Consider the following 25,521-nt stretch of genomic DNA (forward strand, 5'->3'; position numbering starts at 1 on the left):
GATAAAGCAGGCAGGATCATTGCCAGGATGTGCTCATGACCAATCCGCTGACACGGCTCTTCCATAACATACTGCACTTTCGCCAGAGCATCGGCTTCCTGCCAAGCCTGCTGGCCTTGCTCTATCTAGTGCTTGGGCTATTGGCCGTGTTGCCGCTGGGGGAGCGCCTACCACTGCCCACCTTTCTTTCGGGCATGCGCTTCACCGAAATCGAAACACCCCGCACCCTGCTGTCGACGCTGATCGCGGGGATGATCTCGCTTGCCGTCTTCAGCTTCTCGATGGTGATGTCGGTACTGACCCAGGCCGGCGGCAATTTCTCCCACAAGCTGGTCTTCGGCCTGATTACCGAACGCCATCATCAACGTGTCCTCGGTCACTACCTCGGTACCATTCTTTTCATCCTCATCCTGCTGATGGTCCCGGTGAGCGGCGAGGTCCCGAGCACCTGGCGCTCACTGAGTACCTACCTTGGCGTGGGGATGGTCATTCACTGCCTGGCGCTGTTCGTCTATTTCATTCACAACGCCTCCCAGTCGGTGCAGATCAACGCGGTGAATCGCGGACTTCATCAGGCGACCCGCAAATCGCTTGCAAAACTCGAAACACGACAGCAACGCAACGGTTGGTGCCATCAGACGACACCACCGATGGACACCCACTGGCCAAAGATCGAGGCTCGTCGCAGCGGCTACATCCAGAACGCCGACATTGAGGCGCTGGGACGACTCGCAACCAACGCTGGCGTGGTACTCCATCTGAATTTCGGCTTCGGCGACTACACGGTAGAAGGCTTTCCGCTGTTCACCATCGAGGCGGACGAGGCGCCTGGTGAGCATTTCAGTGCATCCGCACTTGACCTTCTGGTTTACGTGGAGGGAGAAGTCGCGGAGGACCTTTACGTCAATGGGATGACCCAGCTGATGGAGGTGGCCGTCAAGGCTCTGTCACCCGGCATCAATGACCCGGGGACTGCACGCCTCTGTGTGCATCAGCTGACCGAACTGCTATGCCGGCGGCTGCAATTTCATCCCTGCAACACCCTGACCGACAAGGATGGGCTTAGGCGGGTGACCTGGCATACCGAACGCTTCGACAGCCTGCTCTACCGGCTGGTCAATCCGATCCTGCACTACGGCAAGGATGACGTAAGCATTGGCCTGGCGCTGCTCAAGGCGCTGAAGACACTCTCGTTGTTTGCCGAAGAAGCCGAACTCCAAACCATCCAGCGCCATGCCGAGCGAGTGATCGACACCCTCGCACAACGCGGCACTCACAGCCTGGATCGACACTTCATCAGCGAGCGCCTCGCCAACGGGGAGCACCGCCTGACACTTCCCACCAAACTGCCGACACCGCCAGCATCGCCGGTCACGGCTTCCGACAACTAGTCAGTGACGCCTCAGAACGTCGTCATGGTCTGGCGGCACTTTCAGAGGCAGGTGGCGGCAACCAGAAAATCAACGTCTCGCGAGAAGCTGTTGCTCAGTAAAAGCCTGGCTCGCCCTTGGGGCGCGTCTTGAAACGGCGGTGCAACCACAAGTACTGCTCGGGGTGGCGACGGATCGCCGCTTCGATCACCGCGTTGACGCGAGCAGCATCGGTCGCCTCGTCGCCACTGGGGAAGTCCTCGAGTGGAGGCAGATACTCAAGGGTGTAGGTGCGATCATCCGGGTTGCGGTGAAAGATCAGCGGTATCACCGGTGCCCCGGTCATGCGCGCGATGCGCCCGGTCATGCGCACCGTGGCCGCCTCGATGCCGAAGAAAGGTGCGAAGACGCTGGCAGCGCGCCCGAAATCCTGATCCGGCGAGTACCAGACCGCATGGCCGGCCTTGATCCGACGCACCACGCCGCGCAGGTCGTGGCGGTCGAGGATCGCGTCGAAATACGGGGCCCGTGCACGCGCCATGAAGCGGTCGAAGAGCGGGTTATCGTGAGGGCGCTGCACGGCATCGGCGCGAAAATAGAGCGCATGCAGGGCGGCCCCCAGATCGAGGGTCGAGAAGTGAACCCCCAGAATCAGCGCGCCCCGGCCCTGTGCCTGTAGCCGTGTCATATGCTCCTGCCCGCGGAAGACCACCCGGTGGCGCAAGTGCTCGTGATCCCGACACCAGCCGGTAGCGGTCTCGACAAGGCCAATGCCATTGGCGATAAAGGTCTCGCGAACCAGCCGGTTCTGGGCCTTGGCATCGCGTTCGGGAAAACACAGCCGAATGTTGGTCTCGGTGATATGTCGGCGACGCTTGGCGAAACGCCAGGCCAGCAGCCCGATCAGACGGCCGATGCCAAGCTTGAGGCGCCAGGGCAGCCAAGCAACCAGATACATCAGGCCGATCGCCAACCATGTCGGCCAGTAGCGGGGATGGGCGAAGGAGGTCGAGGTGTCGTCCTTTGACATGCGGCTCTCTAGTTCAGGGGCGGGTCAGCTACCATGATACCGCCTCGGGGCCCTCGGCAGCACCCCGGTGAGCAGCGTATAACTGATGGTATCGCAATAGCGGGCCACCTCGTCTATCGATAGCACTTCCCCGCTGAAAGCCTGCCCCCACAACACTACCTCGCTGCCGATGTCGGCGTCGGGAAGATGGGTAATGTCCACGGTCAACATATCCATCGAGACCTTGCCGGCAAGACCTGCTCGCTGACCGTCCACCAGCAGTGGCGTACCATCCACCGCGTGGCGGTCATAGCCATCGCCATAGCCACAGGCCACGACCCCGATACGCGTCGGGCGCGAAGCCGTGAAACGCCCGCCGTAACCCACCGCCTCGCCAGCCGCAATCTCGCGTACGGAGATGATTGCCGAACGCAGCGTCATCACCGGCACCAATGAGCGACTGGCATCATTGGCCCCCTCAAGCGGATCACTGCCGTAGAGCATGACGCCGGGACGATTCCAGGCGCCATGCGCCTCGGGCCAGGCCAGGGTGGCTGGTGAGTTGGCAAGGCAGGTCGGCGCCCCAAGCATCGCCGACAGCTCATTGAGCAGCGCCAGCTGGCGATGAAAATAGCCAGGTTCGATGGCATCCGCCGTGGCGAAATGACTCATCAGATGCAGGTCGGTGACCCGCTCGGGCACCGCCTGAAGACGCGCCCAGACATCAGCCGCCTGAGCCGGGGAGAAGCCGAGGCGATGCATGCCGGAATCAACCTTTAGCCAGACAGGAATCGGCTGATGAGGCATGAAGGCCAGCAGCGCCTCGACCTGCCATGCGCTATGCACGGCAATCCACAGACCGAGCGCATCCACTCGTGCAAGTTCCTCTGCCTCAAAGATGCCCTCGAGCAGCACAATCGGCACTTCGATGCCGGCCATACGCAGGGTTTCTGCCTCTTCAATACATGCCACCGCAAAGGCCGGCGCCAGATCCTCGAGCGCCCGGGCGCATGCCACTGCACCGTGCCCATAGGCATCGGCCTTGAGCACAGCGACAGATCGGCTGTGCGGCGCCAGATCTCTTGCCAGGCAATAGTTGTGGCGCAGCGCATTGAGATTGATATCAGCGGTCAGGGGTCGAGCCATGGGGTCTCCGGCCAGATACGAGGAAAAGGCCTAAGATTATTTGTTATCTGACAGGTTTTTGCATGGCGTATTCATTCATTTTCCATCATTGAATCGCTAAAAATAACCAGATTTAAACCATTTGGCAGAAAATGAAATAAGTAACTAAATGCTTGCCCTACCCAGCGCCAATAGAGCCGGGAAACAGAGCGATGGCACGGCAATCGGCAACCGGTAACCGACAGACAGACACAGAAACGCCGCGATGGGAGCATCGCGGCGTCACAGGGAGGATTACTCGAAGATGGCGTCCAGCGAAAGCCCCTGTTTCTCGAGGACACGGCGCAACTTCTTTAGCGCTTCGACCTGAATCTGGCGGACCCGCTCACGGGTCAAGCCGATCTCTTCGCCAACCTCTTCGAGAGTGGCGGCTTCATGGCCGCGCAGACCAAAGCGCCTGACCACCACCTCCATCTGTTTTTCGGTAAGCTCGGCCAACCAGTCATCCACATGCTGCTTGACATCACCATCAACCAACGAAGATTCCGGGCCGTGGTCGTTATCATCAGCAAGTGTCTCGATCAGCGGCTTGTCGCTTTCCCCGCCCATCGGATAGTCCACCGACGATACCCGCTCATTGAGCCCCATCATCTTCTTGACCGTGGCCACCGGCTTGTCGAGAAAGTCGGCGATTTCCTCGGCAGTCGCTTCATGATCGAGTTTCTGGGTCAGCTCACGGGCCGCCCGCAGATAGATATTGAGTTCCTTGACCACATGAATCGGCAGACGAATGGTCCGGGTCTGGTTCATCAGTGCCCGTTCGATGGTCTGACGGATCCACCAGGTGGCGTAGGTCGAGAAACGGAACCCACGCTCCGGGTCGAACTTTTCCACGGCGCGGATGAGGCCGAGATTGCCCTCCTCGATCAGGTCGAGAAGCGACAAGCCCCGGTTCAGATAGCGCCTGGCAATCTTGACCACCAGGCGCAGATTGGACTCGATCATCCGGGAACGCCCGGCCGGGTCGCCGGCTTGAGCGAGTCGGCCGAAGTGAACCTCCTCCTCTGGACTCAGCAGAGGCGAGAAACCGATTTCGTTGAGATAGATCTGGGTGGCATCGAGGCTATGATGATAGGTGTTCTCTTCCCGGTTAAGGGCTTTCTCGAACGCCTTCTCATCCTTTTCAAGTACCTCACCGGCCTCTTCAGCGTCTGTCGCCTCGACGTCCTCTATCTCGACATCCTGGATATCCCGTTCAAGCATGCTCATGTCGCTACCCCACTCTCTGCTTAGCCATGGCCAGTTCTCACCTGCGCTTATACTGCGATAGCGAAGCGCTGGCCATTAGGCTTGTGTCGTAAGCATACGCTTGAGAAGCAAGCGGCGAGTCAACGCTTGGGAAGAAACGTCAGGGGATCCTGGGGCTGACCATCCTTGCGCACCTCAAAGTGCAGCTTAACGGCGTCGGCATCCGTGTCACCCATGGTCGCAATCACCTCACCGGCTTCAACCACATCGTTTTCCTGAACCTGCAGGCTGTCATTGTGGGCGTAGGCACTCAGGAACTGATTGTTGTGTTTAAGCAGAATCAGGTTGCCGTAACCCCGGACGCCATCTCCTGCATAAACGACCACTCCCGGGCCTGCCGCCCTGACAGACTGCCCCTTTCGGCCACCGATATCAATGCCTGCGGTGATGCTTGAGCCCTCGCCGAAACCACTGATCACATCGCCCTCGGCAGGCCACTCCCAAGGCACCTCGTCAACCGGTTGATAAGTGCGTCGCTCGCTCGTCGAATCGCCCTCTCCGGCCACTGAAGTGCCGGCATCGGCGCGCTGTGATTCGGTCTTGGACGGCTGTGATGCGGTCTTGGACTGCTCGGCGGATGACGTGGGAGTGCTGGCTGATGCAGTCTGCGTCGTGCTCTGCTGTTGCTGTTGCTGATGCTCAGCCGCCTCGGCTTTCTCTCGCGCCTCTCGCTCGGCGCGGTCGGCGGCGCTCAGCTCGCCATCAGCACCAGGGCTTTCATAGTTGTAGACTGGCCCCGGCGCTTGCTCTCCCCCCGCCACTGTCGCAGCGCCTTGAAGAGCACCTGGGTCAGGGGTCTGGTCACTGCTGGTGGCTGTCGCATTTGACGAGTCGTCCGCTTGCTCACCGGAACCGTCAGGAAGTGGCGCGGAGGTCAATCTGCGGTTGCGCTCAATAGCGGCGGTATTCGGCTCAAGCCAGCCTGGGCTCTCTCCGCCACCCGAGGCACTGCTGCGATCAGCACTCGTCTGGGATTGCCCACCCGATGCCTCGGCATTGGCGATAGCGCCCCCCTGGCGCTCACCACCCTGACCACTTGCCAGGCGCAACTGTTGCCCTGGTTGAATACGATAGGGGGGAGTAATGCCATTGAGCTGGGCCAGGTCACGAAAATCCATTTCGTAACGCCAGGCGATACCATAAAGCGTATCGCCCGGTTCGACAGTATAGCTGCCGCTAGTCGCCTCACCGCGTGCCGATGACAGATCCTGTACCTGGATACCGCTTGCCCCGCCCGGGGGCTGAGCCGCACAGGCGGCCAGAGACAACGTCACGACAGAGGCCAACATAGCCTTGCGCATCACAAACTTCCTCCTTGTCATTGGCTGCCGTTCGGCGACACATAACGTCCCACCGCCAGCACCACAATCAGTCCACCCAGCATCAGGGCCACAGCGGGCACCAAGCCCGACGGATCGCCGGTCAGCTGGGCATAATCATCAGGGAATAGATTCCGATATTCCATGGGTATCATTTGCTCATCGGGGCCCAGACGGTAGCTCACCAACTCACGCCAGGGCCATAACAGGGGCAAGGCCCCGAGAATGAAGCCGATCAACAACTGCAGGGTCGCGGTATGAAAACGCACAAGCAACCAGGACAGCAGACGCGAGAAGGCGGCCAACCCTACCAGGCAGCCCAGACCGAATTGTGCCATCAGCACCATATCGAAGGTCTTGATACCTTCCATCACACTGCCATAGAGCCCCATGGTAAGCAGCAAGAAACTGCCCGAAATGCCCGGCAGTAGCATTGCGCTGATCGCAATCGCGCCGGCAACGCCCAACATCAGACTTTCACTGCCTAGCCCACTGACCAGCGGCATCAGCGCCGGCAAACCATCGGCTAACAAGAGTCCTGCTATCAGCGGGAGTACATGCCAGAGACGCCAGTCCGTTAGCCGACGGCTGACCAACCAGGCCGAGGCCGCCACCAGGCCGAAGAAGAAGGCATCGAGAAGCAACCGATGATTCTCCAGCAGGTAGGTGACAATATGCGCGACGCTCACCAGGCTGATAACGATGCCCAGGATCAGCGGGATAACGAACGCGAGATTGAGGTGCAGCGCCAGGCCCTTGAGGCCACCACGGCGCCAGGCGCCCCAGGCGCTGGGCCCGAAGCACTTGATGGAATGGATCAACTCCTCATAGATGCCGGTGATGAAGGCGATGGTGCCACCGGAAACGCCAGGAACCGCGTCGGCGGCCCCCATGCCGGCGCCCTTGAGGAATACTGAATAGGACCGCTTCAACGTATGACTCCCTGTAAAAGCGGCACAAAGTGCACAGGCTCCAGCCGCTTGTATTCAAAATGTTGGCCCTGCCTGTGCACTCGTGTGAGCCATTGCTGACCGGTATCGTCTTCAAGCGGCGCAATCAGAACCCCACCTTCTGCCAATTGGTCAAGTAGCGCCGACGGTAGTTCACTGGCACAGGCGGTAAGCAGAATCACATCGAAGGATTCGGCATCTCGCCAGCCATGGCCGCCGTCCGCCAGGCGCAGCGTGACATTATACGCCGACAGGCGACGAAGCCGCTCGGCGGCCCGCTCCTTGAGGGCAGCAATACGCTCGAGCGAATAGACCCGCGACACCAGGCGCGAAAGGATCAGCGTCTGATAGCCGGAGCCTGTGCCAATCTCCAGCACCCGCTCCGGTGTCTCGGCCAGCACCAGCTCGGTCATGCGGGCCACCATCCATGGCTGAGACAGGGTCTGACCGTGGCCGATGGGCAGGGAACTGTCCTCGTAGGCCCGATGTGACAAGGCCTCATCCAGAAACAGATGGCGAGGTTCTCGACTCAGGGTTTCAAGCACCCGCTCATCGACGATGCCGGCCTCCTTCAGGCGGCCGACCAGGCGGTCCCGTGTGCGCTGAGACGTCATGCCCACGCCGATCAGCGCCGGGTCTTTCATCTCACGCAAAGGCATCCAGCCACCCCTGTACGTCATGCAGCGCCGCCTGGCGCGTCAGGTCAGTCTGCAACGGCGTGATCGACACGAACCCGGCTTCTATCGCCGCAAAGTCGGTGTCTGCGCCATCATCGGCATTATCACCAACAGCGGCGATCCAGTAGCGCTCGCGGCCGCGTGGGTCGAGCACTTTCATTGGCCTTGCAGCAGGGCCGCGATAGCCAAGCCGGGTGACTCTAAAGCCGCGGATGTCTTCCCAGGGCAGATCCGGCACATTGACGTTGAGCAGACTGCGGGGAGGCAGTGACAGCGACGACGCGGCGCCGATCAGCGTCGCCGCTACGCGACCCGCGGTATCAAAATGATGTGTACCCACCAGTGACATGGCGATCGCCGTCATCCCCAGATTGCGCCCTTCCATGGCGGCGGCCACGGTGCCGGAATAGAGCACGTCGTCGCCCAGGTTGGCGCCATGATTGATGCCCGAGATGACCAGGTCCGGTCGTTCTTCCCATACACCGTTAACGCCCAGATAGACACAGTCGGCCGGCGTGCCATCGACGCTGTAGAAGCCGTTTTCCAGTGCCGTCAGGGCCAGGGGGCGGCCCAGGGTCAGCGAGTTGCTGGCGCCGCTCTTGTCGCGGTCAGGTGCCACGACCCGCAGGCGGGCATGATCACACAGAGCGTCATGCAGGGCCCGAAGGCCCGGGGCATGAACACCATCATCATTGGACAGCAGTAAACGGTGCATCCGGTCTCCTTGCCTTCCATCATCTGGCCGGCGATCGCCGGCAAGCGGACAGCCACCATGCGGCTATCCCTATCCATCCCGCCCTAGAGGGTCGGGTGTGTCATCAACTCGCGCAGTACCGCGGTGGCGAAGGCGCCCCGAGGCAGCCCGAAACTTAGCCAAAGCTCATGCCCCTCGCGGGACAGGTGCGGCGCCTCGAGGCGAAAGCGCAGCGGACGCCGTGACATGCGCACATCCGCCGCCTCAAGCCCCGCGGCCAGACTGGGCTCGGTGGCGATCGTCGCCTGCTCCCGCTTAGCCGCCTGATCTTGACTCCCAAGGCGCCCGCTACCCCACAACACACCGGTGGGATGGACATCCAACCCCGCGGCACGCGCCAGAAGGGCATCATCCACTTGATCGGCCAGAAACTGGCTGGCACTCCCTTCAAGCATGACCAGCTCGCCCGGTAACGGCGTCGCCCAGCTACCATCAGCGATGCGCGCGGCCAGCAGCTGATTGAACAGGTAACTGCGCGCCGCCGACAGCAACATGCCCTGACGATCATCCCGCTTGCGCCAGCCCCGCGCCAACAGCGATCGTGCCCGTGCAAGATTGCGCCCCTCGGGGCCGAAGCGCTGAGGGCCGAAATAATTGGGTACACCGCCTTCGACCAATCGCTGCCAGCGGGCACCAAGGGCCGGATCATCGACGACATCACCACTCAGTCGCAGCTGGAAACGATTGCCGCGATGTACGCCGCGCTTGAGCTTGCGGGGATGACGGGCCTGATCGAGCAGGCGCACCACACAGGCATCATCACTGTTGAGGCGTGCGTCGAGCGCTGACTGAATGTCTTGCGGGGCCTCGCGCCCAGGCAGGTGGACAGAAAACCACTGCCGCGTCACCGCCTGGCGATCCTTCATACCGGCATAGCCGATATCGCGCTCACCTACGCCACACACCTGAGCCAGCATTCTGGCGAGCTCGTGGGTCGTCAAGGCGCGCTTCTCGACCCACAGCCATAGATGCTCGCCCTCGCCTTCCGGACTAAACCCCAGGCATTCTTCGACCACGAAATCTTCGGGGGCGGCCCGATAGTCACCAGCCGGAAGCGATTCGCCTTCTTCGGATTGTGATGCGTCACCTGGCACCCGCCCCAAGGCTCGCGGCCAGGCGGGCGGCCAAGGGGCCATGTCAGCCGTCATGCCGAACTCCCGTGGTCACCGCTTCGAGCAACACCACCGCCTCGGCGGCGATACCCTCACCGCGCCCCGTGAAACCCAGCTTTTCGGTGGTAGTGGCCTTGACGTTGACGACATCGGCCGTCACGGCGAGATCTGCAGCCAAGTGAGCAATCATGGCCGACAAATGCGGGGCCATCTTCGGCGCCTGGGCGATGAGAGTCACATCCAGGTTGCCGACCCGAAAGCCTGCGTCCTGCACCAGGCTCATGACATGGCGCAGCAGCGCACGGCTGTCAGCGCCTGCCCAGGCTGCATCGGTATCGGGGAAGTGGCGGCCAATGTCGCCAAGCGCACAGGCACCCAACAGGGCGTCGCACACGGCATGCAAAAGCACGTCACCGTCTGAATGGGCAACGAAGCCTTGCTTGAAGGGAATATGTACCCCGCCGAGCATCAGATGGTCGCCCTCGCCGAAACGATGGACATCGAAGCCGTGGCCTATTCGCAGCGTCATGTGGTGCTATTCCCGCAAACTGATGAAGACGCAGACTGAGCGGCGAGCACATGCGCCGCCAGTGCCAGGTCTTCGGGGTGAGTAATCTTGATATTATCGCGTCGCCCTGCCACCAGACGTGGCGCATGGCCCATCGCTTCGACGGCGGAGGCCTCGTCAGTAACCGTCACCCCCAGTGCGCGCGCCTTATCGAGTGCTTCGCGCAGCAGCCCAACGCGAAACCCCTGGGGCGTCTGAGCATGCCAGAGACCGCTGCGTGGCTCGGTGGCGGCGACCCGACCGGCGGCATCGGCACGCTTCATGGTATCGGCAACAGGCGTTGCCAGCAGCGCGCCTACCGGGTCTTCATTCAGGGCGGCTCGAAGCCGCACCAGATCATCGAGAGCGACACAGGGGCGCGCCACATCATGCACCAGGACCAGATCGTTATCGTCAGCCTGATCACGCAGCAGTGCCAGTGCCCGCGTCACGGTATCGGCCCGCTCCGCACCACCCGAACTGCGCCGCCAGTCGGCAAAAGGCACCCACTCAGGGTCGAACCAGCGATCATCATCGTCCAGGCACAGGCAGAGTCCGGCCTCGGGAAAAGCCTGATGCAAGCGAGCCAGGGTATGTGCCAAGACCGGGCGGCCGGCGAGCTCCAGATACTGCTTGGGACGATCGACGCCCATACGCCGTCCCTGACCGGCAGCCGGCACAATCAACCACAAACGGCTCATGGGGCTTCCTTGTCGACGTTGACATCCGGCACCCAGTAGAACTGCTCGTCACGACGTACCATGCCAATATCGCTACGCGCCCGCTCTTCAATGGCATCGAGACCATTTTTCAGGTCGACCACCTCAGCGGCGAGGCGCTCGTTACGCGCCCGCATCGGCTGGTTCTCATTTTCCATGGCATCGGCTCGGGCCCGTATCTGCGCATACTCCTGCAGACCGCCCTCGCCAAACCACAGCCGGTACTGCAGCAGTAACGTCAGAGCAACCAGTACGATGGCCAACCACTTGAGCATGAAGGGTCCTGTCAGGGAAATTCGATGGCACGCATTATGCCATCATCTTTTGACCAGCGGCGAGCAGCGCCAGCCGCCCGCCAGGTCGGTATGTAGGTATAGGTCGGTACGTAGGTAGTCGTCTCAACGCTTGAAAGGCAATAATGCCTCGGCATGCTGACAGTAGGCCTCGACCTGTACACCTTCTTCACGACAGAACCGCGCCACGGCGTCATGCAGGCGTGGGTCGGCGATATAGTGCAGCGATCGCAACAGGCGCGGCGCAAAGCCACGGGTTATCTTGTGCTCACCCTGAGTGCCGGGATCGAAATGACTTAGCCCCTTTTCCAGGCAATGCTCGATGCCTTGGTAGTAGCAGGCCTCGAAGTGCAAGCAGTCGGCCATCACCTCACTTCCCCAATAGCGACCATATAGGGTGTGACGGCCCTGCAGACACAGTGCGGCAGCCACCGGCTTGCCCTGTAAACGCGCCTGAATCAGCACCAGGGCCTCGGGCAGACTGTCTCGCAGGCGCTGGAAAAACGCGTAATTGAGATAGCCCTGGCGGCCACGTTCCATGTAGGTGACCTGATAGCAACGATAGAAGTGCTCAAGGGCCTCGTCGTCGATGGCCTCGCCTTCCAATCGGTGCAGACTGAGGCCCTGATCGGCGACGATTCGCCGCTCACGACGAATCTCCTTGCGACGACGTGAAGTCATCGCCGCCAGAAAACCATCGAAATCGCCAAAGTCTGCATCCTGCCACTGAAACTGCACGCCCTTCCGCTCGATGAGATTGGGGCGAGCCGCTCGCCAGTCATCGACTTCGGCGTCGTCGGCAAACAGCAGATGCCAGCTCAGGATATCGCGCTTCTCCCAGCTGTCGGCCAGCAGCCGCATGATGGCCTGCCGGTCCTCGCCCGGCGCCAGCGCCAGCCGCGGCCCAGGCGCCGGGGTAAAGGGAATGGCCGAGAGTGCCTTGGGATAGTAATTTCCCCCCGCGCGCTCCCAGGCATCTGCCCACCCCCAATCGAAGACATACTCGCCGCAGGAGTGATCCTTGTCGTAGCTTGGCAGCGCGCCTACCAGTGATTCGCCCCGCCAGACCGCCAGATGCCTCGGCGTCCAACCGGTACCTGGCGACACCGCGCCGCTAGCTTCCAGCGCGTCGAGAAACTCATGACGCAGGAAGGGGTGATCATCCCCTACCAGGGCATTCCAGGCCTTACGGGGTAAGGCGGCAATCGCCTCGACACAGGTAAACGAAAGACCCGTCTCGTCGGGTCGGGAAGGAGTGGTCATCGCGACCTCAGCGATCAGAAAGGGGCCAGTGAAAGGCCGGGGAAAATGACGCGTCAGCAGGGCTTGGCACGCGGCCCGGGAGAATTAACGGCCAACATGTACCCAGGGCACCATTCCCAGTACTTAAGCCCAGTGCTTAAGCCCAATGCTCAGCGCCGACCGTCGCTACCGGTTGCCCGGGGAGGGTACTCGGCTGGCTGCGAGGCGGGCGCGGAACCGCGGTCAGCGGATTTATCCTCTGAGGACTGCGGCGCAGCACCCGATGCAGAGCCAGAAGACTGCCGCGCATCGGACGCGGTCTCACGGCGAGTATTGCGTTCATGGGCAAGGCTTGCCGTCACCAAGTCAGATAGCTCGGTAACACTCAACGTTACCCGTTCGACTCCGGACTGCCCCCAATTGACCAACAGGGCCGGCGTTTCACGCGCCTGGTCGATGCCCACAATACGCCCCTGGCGACCGCTATCAGGGTCACGCAATTGAGAGCCCAAGAGGCAATGTGTGTCTGCTACCGCCTTATTCATGATGGCTGACTTCCAGAATCCGAGGAAGATGACTGACCTATATAAGCAATAAGCTTAGCAGCTAAGTCGCCGGGGTGAGACCCTATAATGTGAAGTCATAGAGAAAGGCAAGAAAAAAAGGTGCCTTTCGGCACCCTTTTGTTGCAAGTAGGACATCCCGCCAGCCTGCGAGCATGAGCGGAGCCGTGAGATCGCCGAAACTGCAGGTTAGCGCGATGTCCGTACCCTTTACCGCTTCAGGAAGCGGCGTGCATGGCAAGCGCAGTGTCCAGCATGCGATTGGAGAAGCCCCACTCATTGTCATACCAGGCCATCACCTTGACCAGGCGACCATTGACCCGCGTGTGGTTAGCATCAAAGGTGGAGGAATTGGGGTCGTGATTGAAATCGATGGACACCAATGGCTGAGCATTGACGGCCAGCACCTTGGAGCCTTCCGCCGCCTTGGCGACAACCTCGTTGATCTCTTCCTTGGTGGTGTCGCGGCTAGCCGTGAACACCAGGTCGACCAGCGACACATTGATGACCGGTATACGCACCGCCAGACCATCAAGCTTGCCATCAAGCTCGGGCAACACTAGGCCGACCGCCGCTGCGGCACCGGTCTTGGTCGGGATCATCGACTGGGTCGCGCTACGCGCCCGGTACGGATCCTTGTGGTAGACGTCGGATAGATTCTGATCGTTGGTATAGGCGTGCACAGTGGTCATCAGGCCGTTCTCGATGCCCACCGCATCATTGAGTGCCTTGGCCACCGGTGCCAGGCAGTTAGTGGTGCAAGAGGCGTTGGACACGACCTTGTGCTCGGCGGTCAGCACGTCATCGTTGACGCCGAACACGACGGTGGCATCGGCATCCGGACTCGGCGCGGAAATGAGTACGCGACCGGCACCGGCCTCGAGATGCTTACCGGCATCCGCTTTCTTGACGAAGAGCCCGGTACATTCCATGACCAGATCGATGTTCAGGGACTTCCATGGGAGCTTTGCCGGGTCACGCTGCGCGTAGATGCTGATGCGCTGACCGTCGATGCTGATGCTCTCATCATCGTGCTCGACACGATGCGGGAAATGCCCGTGCACGCTATCGTGCTTGAGGAGATGTGCGTTGAGCGAGGAGTCGCCCAGATCATTGATGGCCACGACTTCGATACGGTCGGTGTAACCGTTCTCGTGAAGAGCTCGAAGCACATTGCGCCCGATGCGACCGAATCCGTTGATGGCTACGCGTAACGTCATATTGGCATCCTCACTCTGATGTCTGCTGGCGTTTGATTGAAAAGAGGGGGATACGGGGTCATTGCCCGAAGCATGCGAAAGACGATCAAAGGCCGTCTTGCCCCTCAATGAAATAATCTTACATTTGTGCCCTAATTTGGCCCAAAGCATGACGACATTCAAGGCAATTTTTTGCTAACTTTACACACATCGCCATCCACCATCCCTTAGCGAGGCTGCCCATGGCCATTCAAGATACTCCTCTAAACGACGTCGTCCGCCAAGTCACCGAGCGCATTCGCGAGCGGTCTCAGGAACGCCGGGCGCTCTATGAGCGCCGCATGGCTGACCAGCATGGCCGCGGCGTCCATCGCGGTGAGCTATCCTGCGGCAACCTGGCTCACGGCTTTGCTGCCTGCGGCGAAACCGACAAGGGTCGGCTAAAGCTGATGAACAGTGCCAACCTGGGCATTATTTCGTCATATAACGACATGCTGTCGGCCCACCAGCCGCTGGAAACCTTTCCAGAAACCATCAAGGATGCGGCCCGTGCGATGGGGTCGACCGCCCAATTCGCCGGCGGCGTGCCGGCCATGTGCGACGGTGTCACCCAAGGACAACCGGGCATGGAGCTATCGCTCTATTCCCGTGAAGTGATTGCCATGGCCGCCGCGGTGGGGCTATCGCATAACATGTTCGACGGTGCGATCTTCCTCGGTGTATGTGACAAGATCGTGCCGGGGCTGTTCATCAGCGCCGCACGCTTCGGACACCTGCCGTCGACCTTCGTGCCGGCCGGTCCGATGACCAGCGGCCTGCCCAACAAGGAAAAGGCCCGCATTCGTCAGTTGTATGCCGAGGGCAAGGTCGGCCGCGAGGAGCTGCTGCAGGCCGAGTCCGATTCCTACCATGGCCCGGGCACCTGCACCTTCTATGGCACCGCCAACTCCAACCAGTTGATGATGGAAATCATGGGCCTGCACCTGCCCGGTGCCTCCTTCGTCAACCCGGGCACGCCGCTGCGCGAAGCGCTGACCCGCTATGCGGCGGAACAGACGATCCGCAACAGCGAGGCCGGTGGTGACTATCGCCCCTTCTACAAGCAGGTCGACGAAAAAGCGATTGTCAACGCCATGGTCGGCTTGCTGGCCTCTGGCGGCTCCACCAACCACACCCTGCACCTGGTGGCCATGGCCGCCGCCGCGGGCCTGACCATCACCTGGGACGACTTCACTGCCCTTTCCGCAGTGGTACCAAGCATGACGCGCATCTATCCCAACGGTCAGGCCGACATCAACCATTTCCAGGCCGCCGGCGGCATGAGCCTGCTGATTCGCGAACTGCTCGGCGCCGGGCTGATTCACCAGGACATCGCCACCGTCTTCGGCACCGACATGAGCGCCTACACACAGGAGCCCTTCCTCGAGGACGGCAAGCTGGTCTGGCACGAGGGCCCCACCGAGAGCCTCGACCGCGATGTGCTGCGTCCGGTGTCCGATGCCTTCGCCCCGACCGGCGGCCTGACCGTGCTCGACGGCAACCTGGGCCGCGGCGTGATCAAGATCTCTGCCGTCGAAGAACAACATCGCGTGGTGGAAGCACCGGTGCGCATCTTCGATGATCAGAACCAGCTCAAGGCCGCCTTCGAGGCAGGCGAGCTCGATCGCGATGTCGTGGTCGTCGTGCGCTTCCAGGGGCCCAAGGCCAACGGCATGCCCGAACTGCATAAACTCACACCGTTCCTCGGCGTGCTGCAGGATCGTGGCTTCAAGGTCGCCCTCGTTACCGACGGACGCATGTCTGGCGCCTCCGGCAAGGTGCCCGCGGCGATCCACATGACCCCCGAGGCCATCGACGGCGGCCCGCTGGCCAAACTCAAGGAAGGGGACGTGGTACGCCTGGATGCCAACAGCGGCGAGCTCCGCGTGCTCGTCGATGCCAGTGAGTGGGGCAAGCGCACCCTGGCCGACGCCAACCTGGACCATTACCACTCCGGCCTTGGCCGCGAACTGTTTGCTGGCTTTCGTCACCTGGCCATGGGCGCCGAAGAGGGCGCTGGCGTCTTCGGCGGCTTCGAAGCAGATGATCTGTCACGCCAGCAGCAGCAGATCCAGGAAGAGGACGCCTAGTGGCACGCCCTGCGCTGATCGGTGCCGTCGTCAAGAGCGGCGGCACCCGCCACCAAACGCCGGAGGCCGATATATGTCCCCTCTGCCCTGATCGGCGCCCTCATCAACAGCGGTTACCCGCCCTCGTGCTGCGGAGACTCGCCCATGACCCGACCCGCCCGGACCGGCGCCCTCATCGAGAGCGGTGGTACCCGCTCTCGTGCATCGGAGACTCACCCATGACCCGACCCGCCCTCATCGAGAGCGGTGGCACCCGCTCTCGTGCATCGGAGACTCGCCCATGACCCGACCCGCCCTGATCGGTGACATCGGAGGCACCAACGCGCGCTTCGCGCTGGTGACGCCGGATACCTTCGAGCCCCACGACATCCTGAGCCTGCCCTGCGCCGACTACCCGAACCTGGTGGACGCGATCGAAGATTACCTGGCGCGCGTCGGTCACGCCGGAGAGCGCGCCCCACGGGAGGCCTGCCTAGCCTTCGCCTGCCCGGTACACGACGACTGGGTGAAGATGACCAACAATGCCTGGGCCTTCTCGAAGACAGCGGTTCAGCAATCACTCAACCTTGATCTGTTCAAGATCATCAACGACTTCACTGCCCAGGCACTGGGCGTGCCCCACGTTGCCGAAAACGACCTGGTCGCGGTGGGTGGCGGCTCTGCCCAGGCACACAGTATTCGCCTGGTCATCGGACCTGGCACTGGCCTTGGCGTGGCGGGCGTATTCCCCGGCCAGCACGCCTGGATCCCCCTGCCCACCGAGGGCGGACATGTGACCTTTGCGCCCACCGACGAGCAGGAGCAGAACCTGCTTCGCCATTTCCGCTCGCGCTATGGCCGTGTCTCGGTAGAGCGCATTCTTTGTGGGCAGGGGCTACTGGACCTGTACTGCGCGCACGCCTCCCTGATGGGTGCCACACCCCGATTCCAGAGCCCCGCCGAGGTCACGGCCGGTGCCGGCGAGGGCGATGCCATCGCCGTGGATAGCGTGCAACGCTTCTTGAAGATACTCGGCGACGTGTGTGGCGATGCGGCTCTGACCATCGGTGCCCGTGGCGGGGTCTACCTGTGTGGCGGCATCCTGCCGCGCCTGCTCGACTGGCTACCTGACAGCCGCTTTCGTACCGCCTTTGCCGACAAGGGGCGCATGAGCGCTTACAATGCCGACATCCCGATCTGGGTAGTGACCGCACCCTGGACAGGACTGCTGGGCGCTGCCGAGGCATTGCATAACGAGGAGGTCGAATGATTCCAAGGTCCCTGCGCGAACTGCTGGACGCCACCGACGGACAACGCCAGGTCGAATGGCAAGGACGCACCCTGTGGCTGGCCCGCGAAGCCTGGGGAGAGCTTGTGGTATCGCTGCAAGGCGCTCAGGTGCTGCACTATTTACCTTTCGCCCCCGAAACCGGGCGAGCCGCAGGCGCTTCACCCGCGCCGCTTTCTAACGCGTCCGAAACCACGCGCAACGAAGCTGAATCCACGCCCAATGCAGATGACAGCGGCTTGGTGCCGGGTGGCTGGTTGTGGGTCACGCCGACGCCTCAGGAGCGGCCTGGTGCGATTCGTGGCGGCATCCCGCTGTGCTGGCCCTGGTTCGCCGACGAGCACACCGCCGACGAGTCGGTGGACCGCTCCGGCCCGATGCATGGCCCGGCGCGACTGGCCGACTGGCACCTGGACGGCGTCGACGAGCATGAAGAAGGCCTTGAACTGCACCTTTCCCCCACTGAGCGCCTGCATTCTCAACTGCTGGTGCGTGCCGTCATCCAGGCCAATGCGAAGCGCCTGCACGTGGAGCTTATCAGCGAGCATGTCGGCGAAACACCGCTCAAGCTGACCGCCGCTTTGCACAGTTACCTGGCCGTTGCAGACGTCCAGGGCTGCCGTCTGACCGGCCTCGCCGGCGCCCGTTACCTCGACAAGCGCGCTGACTTTGCCGAAAGTGAGCAACAGGGCGAGCTTGGCATTCGTGGCCCGCTGGATCGCATCTATCATTCCAACCGGCCGCTGGTACTGGATGACGGCGAGCGCCGGCTCACCATCGCCAAGCAAGGTAGCGACTCGACGGTGGTCTGGCATCCAGGCAATGACCTGCCTGCCGACACCTCCGTCGAGGCCGGTCGCCACTTCCTGTGCGTCGAGTCCGCGTTCACTCGCCTCGACCCGGTCTGGCTGGTCCCCGGCGCCCAGCACCTGCTGGGCACGACCCTTTCTCGTGCGGAGAGTGACTGATGAGCACCGAGCTGTTTCGTAATGCCCCTTTTCTCCTCGGCATGATGCGACTGCATGAGCATGAACCGCTACATCGTCCCGACGCCATGGCCGACTGGATCGAGGCTCGCCTGGATCAAGGCCTTTGCTGGTACGACCATGCCGACATCTATGGCGATCGCCAGGGCGAAACCTTGTTCGGGCAGGCATTGCGCGCTCGTCCAGCGCTCGCGAAACGGGTCAAGGTCGTCACCAAGGCCAGCATTGTCACCCCAAATCGCGACCTCTCGCCGATGGGCGTGAAGCATTACAACAGCTCACCTGACTACATCACACAAGCCATCGACGACGCCCTGCGCCGGCTCGGCGTCGAGCAACTCGAGCACTTCCTGCTCCACCGCCCCGACCCGCTAATGAATGCCGAGGCCACCGCCCGCGCGCTGGACGCGGCCATCGACAACGGCAAGATTGGTGCGGTCGGGGTTTCAAATTTTCTACCCGAACAATGGCGTCGCCTGCAGCAAGCCATGCAGCACAAGCTGATGGGCCATCAGCTAAAGTTGTCGCTGGCCTACCCCGACCCACTGTTCGACGGCCGCTATGACGCCCTGGTCGCCGACGACCTTCACCCAATGGCCTGGTCACCCCTGGGCGGCGGCATCGTCTTCGAAGACGTGCTGGGCGAATCACTATCGACGATCGCCGAGGAACTCGAGACCAGCTCCGCAGGCCTTGCCCTCGCCTGGCTCAGGGCCCTGCCCCAGCGGCCCGTTCCGGTTATCGGCACCCTAAGGCCCGAGCGCATCAATGAGCTACTGACTGGCGCCAACCTGAACCTGGAACGCCCCACCTGGTTTGCCCTGCTAGAGGAGGCCCGCAGCCATCGTGTCGCCTGAGCGATCTGGCGACTGACAGACTATTCTCACTCGTGAGATGACTCGATTCATCTATTCGGCGACCATGACAACAGGCAAGCCTTTCGAAACCGATCATCACAACAATCACGCCACCCATCACCCCGGAGGACGGCATGTTCCAACTGACCCGCAGCGTCACCTGGCAGACCCTTGAACGTCTGCACCAGAAGACCGCCAACGACCGCATCAGCGACTATTTCACGGCCGACCCCCAACGCTTCGAGAAGATGAGCCTGCGGGTCGGGGGACTCTTCCTCGACTACTCCAAGCACCAGGTCTCCGACGAGGTGCTCAAGACCCTGCTCGAGCTGGCCGATCATTCCGCCCTGGTGCAGCGGCGCGCCCAGATGTTTTCCGGCGACATCATCAATGTCACCGAGGACCGCCCGGTGCTGCATACGGCCCTGCGCAACCTCGGCGACGAGCCGGTCTACGTCGACGGCAAGGACGTGATGCCGGAGATCCACCAGACTCGCGAGCAGATCAAGCGCTTCTCGGAGGAGGTGCGCAGCGGCGAGTGGAAGGGCTATAGCGGTGAGTGCATCAAGGATGTGGTCAACATCGGCATCGGCGGCTCGGATCTTGGCCCCAACATGGCCTGCCGCGCCCTGCTCAAGCATCGCCACTCGGAGCTCAACTTCCACTTCGTCTCCAACGTCGATGGTACCCATATCCAGAAGGTGCTGAAGCGCCTCGACCCGGCGACCACCCTGTTCATCGTCTCGACCAAGACCTTCTCGACTCAGGAGACACTGCTCAACGCCAAGACCGCGCGACGCTGGTTCCTGGACAGTGCCGGCGAGGACGCCGACGTGGGCGCTCACTTCATCGCCGCCTCGACCAACCGCAAGGCCGCCATGGAGTTTGGCATCCGCGAGGAAAACGTCTTCGAATTCTGGGCCTGGGTCGGCGGGCGCTACTCGATGTGGTCGTCGATCGGCCTGCCAATCGCGCTATCGATCGGCTTCGAGGGTTTCATCGAGTTGCTCGAGGGCGCTCAGGAGATGGACCATCACTTCATCTCGGCGCCTTTCGCCGAGAACATGCCCGTGCTGATGGCACTGATCGGCATCTGGTACATCAACTTCCACGGCGCCGAAACCCAGGCCATCGTGCCCTACGATCAGGCCCTGCATCAGTTGCCGGCGTTCCTGCAGCAGCTCGACATGGAGTCCAACGGCAAGTCAGTGGACATTTTCGGCCAACCGGTCAACTACAAGACCGGGCCGATCGTCTGGGGCGAGACCGGCTCCAACGGCCAGCATGCCTTCTTCCAGCTGCTGCACCAGGGCACGCGCTTCGTGCCGATCGACTTCATCGCCTCACTAAAACCGGAGTCAGGCTTCGAGGATCACCACTTCGCGCTGTTGACCAACATGCTCGCCCAGGCCAATGCCTTCATGGAAGGTAGCCAGGACGACAGCCAGCTCGACCCCTACAGCTGCCCGGGCAACCGACCCTCAAGTACCCTGCTGCTTGATGAACTGACGCCCAAGAACCTGGGGGCACTGATTGCACTCTACGAACACAAGGTCTTCGTGCAGGGTGTGATCTGGAACATCAACTCCTTCGACCAGTGGGGCGTGCAGCTCGGCAAGCGCATCGCCGGTGAAATCAGCGAGCGTATCGACGAGAACAGCCAGGACTTCGATGCCTCGACCCAGGGGCTTCTGGCACTGGTTCGCGACCACTTCAATGACAGGCAGAATGAGCCCTCAGCGGCCAAGGCCGCTCCAACCACCAAGAAGCACACCGCCAAGGCCAAATCCACGCCGTCATCGGCCAAGCAGGACACTTCCACATGACGCCCATCATTGCCTTCGGCGAGGCCCTCGTCGACATGCTCTCCAGCCGCCTGGGCGACGACACCCAAGGCCCGGAAACCTTCACGCCCTATGCCGGCGGCGCACCAGCCAATGTCGCCGTGGCCTGCGCGCGGCTGGGCGTACCCAGCCGCTTTCTGGGTATGCTCGGCGACGATCACTTTGGTGATTTCCTGGCCACCGAACTCAAGGCTCATGGCGTGGATACCGCTGGCGTAGTGCGCACCCGAGAGGCGCGTACGGCATTGGCCTTCGTCTCCCGCGATGCGGCCGGCGAGCGCACCTTCGATTTCTACCGCCCGCCGGCGGCCGATCTGCTCTATCGCCTCGAACACCTGCCGCCAGGGGTCTTTGAATCGCCAGCGATCCTGCACCTGTGCAGTAACAGCCTTACCGAAGAGGCGATCGCCGAGACCACCCTGAGTCTCGCCGACATGGCCGCCAAGAGCGGCAGCCTGGTAAGCGTCGACGCCAACCTCCGCCATAACCTGTGGGCAAGCGGCCAGGCCGAGATCGGTCCGGTGATGCAGCTGATCGATCGCGCCAACCTGGTCAAGCTGGCACGCGATGAGCTCGACTTTCTGCGCGGCGACCACCCCGCCGAAGACTGGCTGGCGGAGCGCCTGAGCGCTGGCGTGCGCCTGATTCTGATCACCGATGGTCCCGGGTCGGTCGACGTACGTACTGTCGATAGTGCCTTTCAGGTCACCCCGCCCAGGGTGACCGCTGTCGACACCACTGCCGGCGGCGATGCCTTCATCGGCGGCCTGCTGGCGACCCTGGCCAAGCAGGATCTTTCACACCAGGGCTCGGGCAATGACTGGTGGCACGACGCGGCCATGCTCCGTCACGCCGTGGATGTGGCGTGTCGCTGTGGTGCTCATGCCGTCACCCGCCCCGGTGCCTATGAAGCCCTGCCCACCACACACGAGCTGATGGAGTTATCGACGGCAAACTAGGGGCATCGGCCGAGCACCGTGACGTACCCCCTCCCATCTCGATACGCGAGTCGCCGAGCAATGCCCGGCGATCACGCCTGCTCGTCAGCCGGCGAGCCGATGCGGCGAAAAGCAAGCCCGAGGGCCTCACCTGCCCTCCTCTTCCCCCCTGACCGGCCCGTCGCACTTCACGGCCATAACGCCAGCGGGATACCTCAGTGTCGCGCAAAAAAAGACCCGCCGGTGGCGGGTCGAACAACAGCAGGGCTGTCGAGAGAGAAGAAGCAGTCGAGACAGCGGCGTCGAAGGCCCGCCGTCCTTGCCGCCGGCAGGCAGCGGCGGCGCCTGATTCAGTGGTGGAAGCGCTCGGCGGCCTGGCGTGCCAATTCACGAATGCCGTCCCAGTCCTCGGCCTCGATGAGTGCCTTGGGCGTCAGCCAGGAGCCGCCCACACACATCACGTTCTCCAGCTTGAGATAATCGTCGGCATTGTCGACGGTGATACCGCCCGTCGGGCAGAAGCGTGCCTCGGGGATCGGTGCGCCGAAGGACTTGACGGCCTGAGCGCCACCACTGGACTCCGCCGGGAAGAACTTGAAACGGCGATAGCCATACTGCCAGCCCGCCATCAGTTCAGAGATGGTGGAGACACCGGGCAGCATCGGCACCGGGCTCTCTACGCCATAGCGATACAGCGCTTCGGTGGCACCCGGTGTCACCACGAAGTCAGCACCGACCTGCTCGGCCTGACGGTACTGGGCCGGTGTCAGCACGGTTCCGACCCCGATGCTTGCCCCGGGAAGTGCCTCACGCATGCGGCGAATGGCCTCGAGTGCGCAATCGGTGCGCAGGGTAACTTCCAGCACGGGCAGACCGCCCTCGACCAGGGCGCGAGCCAGCGGCACTGCATCTTCAATACGCTCGATGGTGATCACCGGGATCACCTCGGCCTTGAGACAGATGCTGTCGAGTTCAGTGGTACGGGTGGAAGGCAGCTGTTTGTCGATAGTCATGATGGTCTCCAAAAGGGGTCAGGGCGCCCAGTAGATCGCCAGCGGGCAGGCCAGGAAAGCGCGAACCGGCAGCTCGCGCACGTCGTCGCCGCCCAGGGCCGCGGCCAGCTTGGAACGCTTGTCCTCGCCATTGAGGTGTAACACATGGCGCTTCGCCTGATGCAGCCGGTCGGCGCTCAGGGTGATCCGTGCCTGGGGCTGACTGGGGGTGCGCACCGCCACGACCGCCTCCTCGGTGGCAAGCGCTAGCGGCAGCTCCTGGCTGTCCGGGAACAGCGAGGCCGTATGGCCATCACCGCCCATGCCGAGAATGACCATGCTGGCCGGCCAGGCGAGCGATGCCAGGCGCTCGCCGACGGCCTCTGCGCCCTGCTCCGGGGTCTCGTCATCAGTGGTCAGGGGCACGAAGGTCGCAGCGGCGGCCTCGCCGGTCAGCAAGTGCTCGCGAACCAGCCGCGCATTGCTGTCGGAGGCCGACTCGGCGACCCAGCGCTCGTCGGCGAGGGTCACATCGATACGCGCCCAGGGCAGCGACATGCTGGCCAGGGCATGGAAGAACGGTACCGGAGTGGAGCCCCCGGAGACCACCAGCAGGGCCCGTTCCTGGCTGGCCAGGTCGGCACGCAGCGCTTCGGCAACCGCCTCCGCCAACTGGTGGGCCAAATGTTCGCGGGTGTTCATCTTGCGTCCTCGTGAAGTAAACGTGGTGCCGCCATGGCGGCACCCAATCAATAGTCTTCGTACCAGCTGCGACCATCCTGGGTGATCATGGCAACCGATGCCACCGGTCCCCAGGAACCCGCCGGGTAGCGCCGCGGTGGCGTCTCACGGTCGTTCCAGGCGGCGATCAGTTGATCACACCAGCGCCAGGCATACTCGATCTCATCGCGGCGCACGAACAGGTACTGCTGCCCCTTCATCACCTCGAGCAGCAAGCGCTCATAAGCATCGGGAATCCGCGTCTTGGGGAAGGCGCTATTGAAGTCCAGGTGCAGCGGTCCGGTGCGCAGGCGCATGCCCTTGTCGAGTCCGGCGTCCTTGGTCAGCACCTGCAGGGCGATGCCTTCCTCGGGCTGCAGGCGGATGACCAGCTTGTTGGCCGCCAGGCTGCGCTGATCGGGATCGAAGATGTAGTGAGGCTGCTGACGGAAGTGGATGACGATCTGTGACAGCTTATCGGGCAAGCGCTTGCCGGTGCGTAGATAGAACGGCACGCCCGCCCAACGCCAGTTCGAGACCTCGGTCTTCATGGCCACGAAGGTCTCGGTATGGCTGTCGGTATTGGCGCCCTCTTCCTCCAGATAGCCGGGCACCGCCTTGCCTTCACTGGTACCGGCAATGTACTGGCCGCGTACCACATCCCGCTCCAGCGATTCGTGAGTGAAGGGCTTCAGGGCCTTGAGCACCTTGACCTTCTCGTCACGGATGGCATCGGCATCGAGATTCGAGGGCGGATCCATGGCCGTGAGACAGACCAGTTGCAGCAGATGATTCTGCACCATGTCACGCATCTGGCCCGCTTGATCGAAGTAGCCCCAACGCCCCTCGATGCCGACCTGTTCGGCCACGGTGATCTCCACATGGGAGATATGGTTCTGGTTCCACTGGGTACCGAACAGCGGGTTGGCGAAACGCAGTGCGATCAGGTTCTGGACGGTCTCCTTGCCCAGATAGTGATCGATGCGATAGATCCGCGACTCCGGGAACACCTCACCGATGACGTCATTGATCTCCTTGGAGGAGTCCAGGTCATAACCGATCGGCTTCTCGACCACCACCCGGGTCTCATCATCGAGACTATCGCTTGCCTGAAGGTTGCGGCAGATATCACCGTAGATACTCGCCGGCACCGACAGATAGACCACCATCGGCCGAGTAGCGCCCTCCCGCCAGGCGCGCACGGCCTGATAATCATCGGGCTTGGCGAAATCCACCTTGGCGTAGTCGATACGTTCAAGGAAGCGATCAATGCTCTCTGCGTCTTGCTCCTTTGGCTTGACCCGTTTCTTCAGGGTCGCGGCCACCTTGTCGCGGAAGTCACTGATACCCAAGTCGTGACGCGCCAAACCAAGCAGGCGGGTATCGGCAGGCATCAGCCCTTCACGGTCGAGCTGATAGAGCGCCGGAAACAGCTTGCGTAGGGCCAGGTCGCCCAAGGCGCCGAACAGGGCCAGATCGACATCCTGGCGGCTAGTGTCCTGAGAACGGGTATCGCGGGTCATGCCTCGCCCCCTGAAATATGGTTAACTTACGTATAAAATACGGTATTAATGCAGCAATAGGCAACTTTTATCAGTAAC

Annotated in this window: 24 protein-coding genes; 7 read left to right on the top strand and 17 right to left on the bottom strand. The window is 62.1% G+C overall.

What is annotated here, in order from left to right:
* Positions 1-35 precede the first annotated feature (35 nt).
* Positions 36-1,391 carry a DUF2254 domain-containing protein gene (locus HF027_RS00065; protein WP_168011770.1) on the top strand — a complete coding sequence of 452 codons (1,356 nt, stop codon included), beginning with the start codon at positions 36-38 and terminating at the stop codon, positions 1,389-1,391.
* A 94-nt stretch (positions 1,392-1,485) separates the two neighbouring features.
* Here HF027_RS00065 and lpxL read toward each other — a convergent pair whose 3' ends face one another.
* From lpxL to gap, 14 genes are all read right to left on the bottom strand, one after another.
* The gene (gene lpxL / locus HF027_RS00070) at positions 1,486-2,400 is read right to left on the bottom strand and encodes an LpxL/LpxP family Kdo(2)-lipid IV(A) lauroyl/palmitoleoyl acyltransferase (protein WP_168011772.1); all 915 of its coding nucleotides are present in this window, start codon (positions 2,398-2,400) and stop codon (positions 1,486-1,488) included.
* Positions 2,401-2,424: 24 nt separating this feature from the next.
* Positions 2,425-3,525 carry an alanine racemase gene (gene alr / locus HF027_RS00075; RefSeq protein ID WP_168011773.1) on the bottom strand — a complete coding sequence of 367 codons (1,101 nt, stop codon included), beginning with the start codon at positions 3,523-3,525 and terminating at the stop codon, positions 2,425-2,427.
* A gap of 273 nt (positions 3,526-3,798) precedes the next feature.
* On the bottom strand, positions 3,799-4,773 hold the full coding sequence (rpoS, locus tag HF027_RS00080) for an RNA polymerase sigma factor RpoS (protein WP_168011774.1): 975 nt from the start codon (positions 4,771-4,773) through the stop codon (positions 3,799-3,801).
* A 119-nt stretch (positions 4,774-4,892) separates the two neighbouring features.
* The gene (locus HF027_RS00085) at positions 4,893-6,113 is read right to left on the bottom strand and encodes a peptidoglycan DD-metalloendopeptidase family protein (RefSeq protein ID WP_168011775.1); all 1,221 of its coding nucleotides are present in this window, start codon (positions 6,111-6,113) and stop codon (positions 4,893-4,895) included.
* A gap of 17 nt (positions 6,114-6,130) precedes the next feature.
* Positions 6,131-7,063 (bottom strand): DUF368 domain-containing protein, encoded by a 933-nt coding sequence (locus HF027_RS00090; RefSeq protein WP_245184361.1) that lies wholly within the window; start codon positions 7,061-7,063, stop codon positions 6,131-6,133.
* Positions 7,060-7,740: a protein-L-isoaspartate(D-aspartate) O-methyltransferase gene (locus HF027_RS00095; RefSeq protein ID WP_245184363.1), complete on the bottom strand. Its 681-nt coding sequence runs from the start codon at positions 7,738-7,740 to the stop codon at positions 7,060-7,062. Before HF027_RS00095 ends, HF027_RS00090 begins: the two co-directional genes overlap by 4 nt.
* Positions 7,727-8,473, bottom strand: coding sequence for a 5'/3'-nucleotidase SurE (gene surE, locus HF027_RS00100; RefSeq protein ID WP_168011776.1), 747 nt, complete (start codon positions 8,471-8,473; stop codon positions 7,727-7,729). Before surE ends, HF027_RS00095 begins: the two co-directional genes overlap by 14 nt.
* Before the next feature lie 83 nt (positions 8,474-8,556).
* Positions 8,557-9,660 carry a tRNA pseudouridine(13) synthase TruD gene (gene truD / locus HF027_RS00105; RefSeq protein ID WP_245184365.1) on the bottom strand — a complete coding sequence of 368 codons (1,104 nt, stop codon included), beginning with the start codon at positions 9,658-9,660 and terminating at the stop codon, positions 8,557-8,559.
* Positions 9,650-10,147, bottom strand: a complete 498-nt coding sequence (gene ispF / locus HF027_RS00110) for a 2-C-methyl-D-erythritol 2,4-cyclodiphosphate synthase (protein WP_168012219.1) — start codon at positions 10,145-10,147, stop codon at positions 9,650-9,652. Before ispF ends, truD begins: the two co-directional genes overlap by 11 nt.
* 2 nt (positions 10,148-10,149) lie before the next feature.
* Positions 10,150-10,872 (bottom strand): 2-C-methyl-D-erythritol 4-phosphate cytidylyltransferase, encoded by a 723-nt coding sequence (gene ispD / locus HF027_RS00115; RefSeq protein ID WP_168011777.1) that lies wholly within the window; start codon positions 10,870-10,872, stop codon positions 10,150-10,152.
* Positions 10,869-11,165, bottom strand: a complete 297-nt coding sequence (gene ftsB / locus HF027_RS00120) for a cell division protein FtsB (RefSeq protein WP_168011778.1) — start codon at positions 11,163-11,165, stop codon at positions 10,869-10,871. Before ftsB ends, ispD begins: the two co-directional genes overlap by 4 nt.
* Positions 11,166-11,288: 123 nt before the next feature.
* Positions 11,289-12,446, bottom strand: coding sequence for a GNAT family N-acetyltransferase (locus tag HF027_RS00125; protein ID WP_168011779.1), 1,158 nt, complete (start codon positions 12,444-12,446; stop codon positions 11,289-11,291).
* 149 nt (positions 12,447-12,595) lie between these two features.
* Positions 12,596-12,970: a hypothetical protein gene (locus HF027_RS00130; RefSeq protein ID WP_168011780.1), complete on the bottom strand. Its 375-nt coding sequence runs from the start codon at positions 12,968-12,970 to the stop codon at positions 12,596-12,598.
* Between the two features lie 236 nt (positions 12,971-13,206).
* Positions 13,207-14,208 (bottom strand): type I glyceraldehyde-3-phosphate dehydrogenase, encoded by a 1,002-nt coding sequence (gene gap / locus HF027_RS00135; RefSeq protein ID WP_168011782.1) that lies wholly within the window; start codon positions 14,206-14,208, stop codon positions 13,207-13,209.
* A gap of 221 nt (positions 14,209-14,429) precedes the next feature.
* Here gap and edd point away from each other — a divergent pair, with 221 nt between their 5' ends.
* The 6 genes from edd to HF027_RS00165 all read left to right on the top strand — a co-directional run bounded on the left by edd (position 14,430) and on the right by HF027_RS00165 (position 22,229).
* Positions 14,430-16,316, top strand: a complete 1,887-nt coding sequence (gene edd / locus HF027_RS00140; protein WP_168011783.1) for a phosphogluconate dehydratase — start codon at positions 14,430-14,432, stop codon at positions 16,314-16,316.
* A 280-nt stretch (positions 16,317-16,596) separates the two neighbouring features.
* Positions 16,597-17,565: a glucokinase gene (gene glk, locus HF027_RS00145; protein WP_168011784.1), complete on the top strand. Its 969-nt coding sequence runs from the start codon at positions 16,597-16,599 to the stop codon at positions 17,563-17,565.
* Entirely contained in the window at positions 17,562-18,551 is a 990-nt protein-coding gene (locus HF027_RS00150; protein ID WP_168011785.1) for an aldose epimerase family protein, read from the top strand. The genes glk and HF027_RS00150 overlap by 4 nt, the downstream gene beginning before the upstream one ends.
* Positions 18,551-19,426, top strand: a complete 876-nt coding sequence (locus tag HF027_RS00155) for an aldo/keto reductase (protein WP_168011786.1) — start codon at positions 18,551-18,553, stop codon at positions 19,424-19,426. The genes HF027_RS00150 and HF027_RS00155 overlap by 1 nt, the downstream gene beginning before the upstream one ends.
* A 134-nt stretch (positions 19,427-19,560) precedes the next feature.
* Complete coding sequence (pgi, locus tag HF027_RS00160) at positions 19,561-21,252, top strand: glucose-6-phosphate isomerase (RefSeq protein ID WP_168011787.1); 1,692 nt, start codon at positions 19,561-19,563, stop codon at positions 21,250-21,252.
* Positions 21,249-22,229, top strand: coding sequence for a carbohydrate kinase family protein (locus HF027_RS00165; RefSeq protein ID WP_168011788.1), 981 nt, complete (start codon positions 21,249-21,251; stop codon positions 22,227-22,229). The genes pgi and HF027_RS00165 overlap by 4 nt, the downstream gene beginning before the upstream one ends.
* A gap of 329 nt (positions 22,230-22,558) precedes the next feature.
* On the opposite strand, the gene HF027_RS00170 is transcribed toward HF027_RS00165, so the two are convergent.
* From HF027_RS00170 to zwf, 3 genes are read right to left on the bottom strand one after another with little or no spacing between them, the layout of a single operon-like run.
* Complete coding sequence (locus HF027_RS00170) at positions 22,559-23,221, bottom strand: bifunctional 4-hydroxy-2-oxoglutarate aldolase/2-dehydro-3-deoxy-phosphogluconate aldolase (RefSeq protein ID WP_168011789.1); 663 nt, start codon at positions 23,219-23,221, stop codon at positions 22,559-22,561.
* An 18-nt stretch (positions 23,222-23,239) separates the two neighbouring features.
* The gene (pgl, locus tag HF027_RS00175) at positions 23,240-23,902 is read right to left on the bottom strand and encodes a 6-phosphogluconolactonase (RefSeq protein WP_168011791.1); all 663 of its coding nucleotides are present in this window, start codon (positions 23,900-23,902) and stop codon (positions 23,240-23,242) included.
* A 47-nt stretch (positions 23,903-23,949) separates the two neighbouring features.
* Positions 23,950-25,443 (bottom strand): glucose-6-phosphate dehydrogenase, encoded by a 1,494-nt coding sequence (gene zwf / locus HF027_RS00180; protein WP_168011793.1) that lies wholly within the window; start codon positions 25,441-25,443, stop codon positions 23,950-23,952.
* Positions 25,444-25,521: the final 78 nt, after the last annotated feature.

Source organism: Halomonas salinarum, assembly GCF_012062845.1.
GTDB lineage: Bacteria > Pseudomonadota > Gammaproteobacteria > Pseudomonadales > Halomonadaceae > Onishia > Onishia salinarum.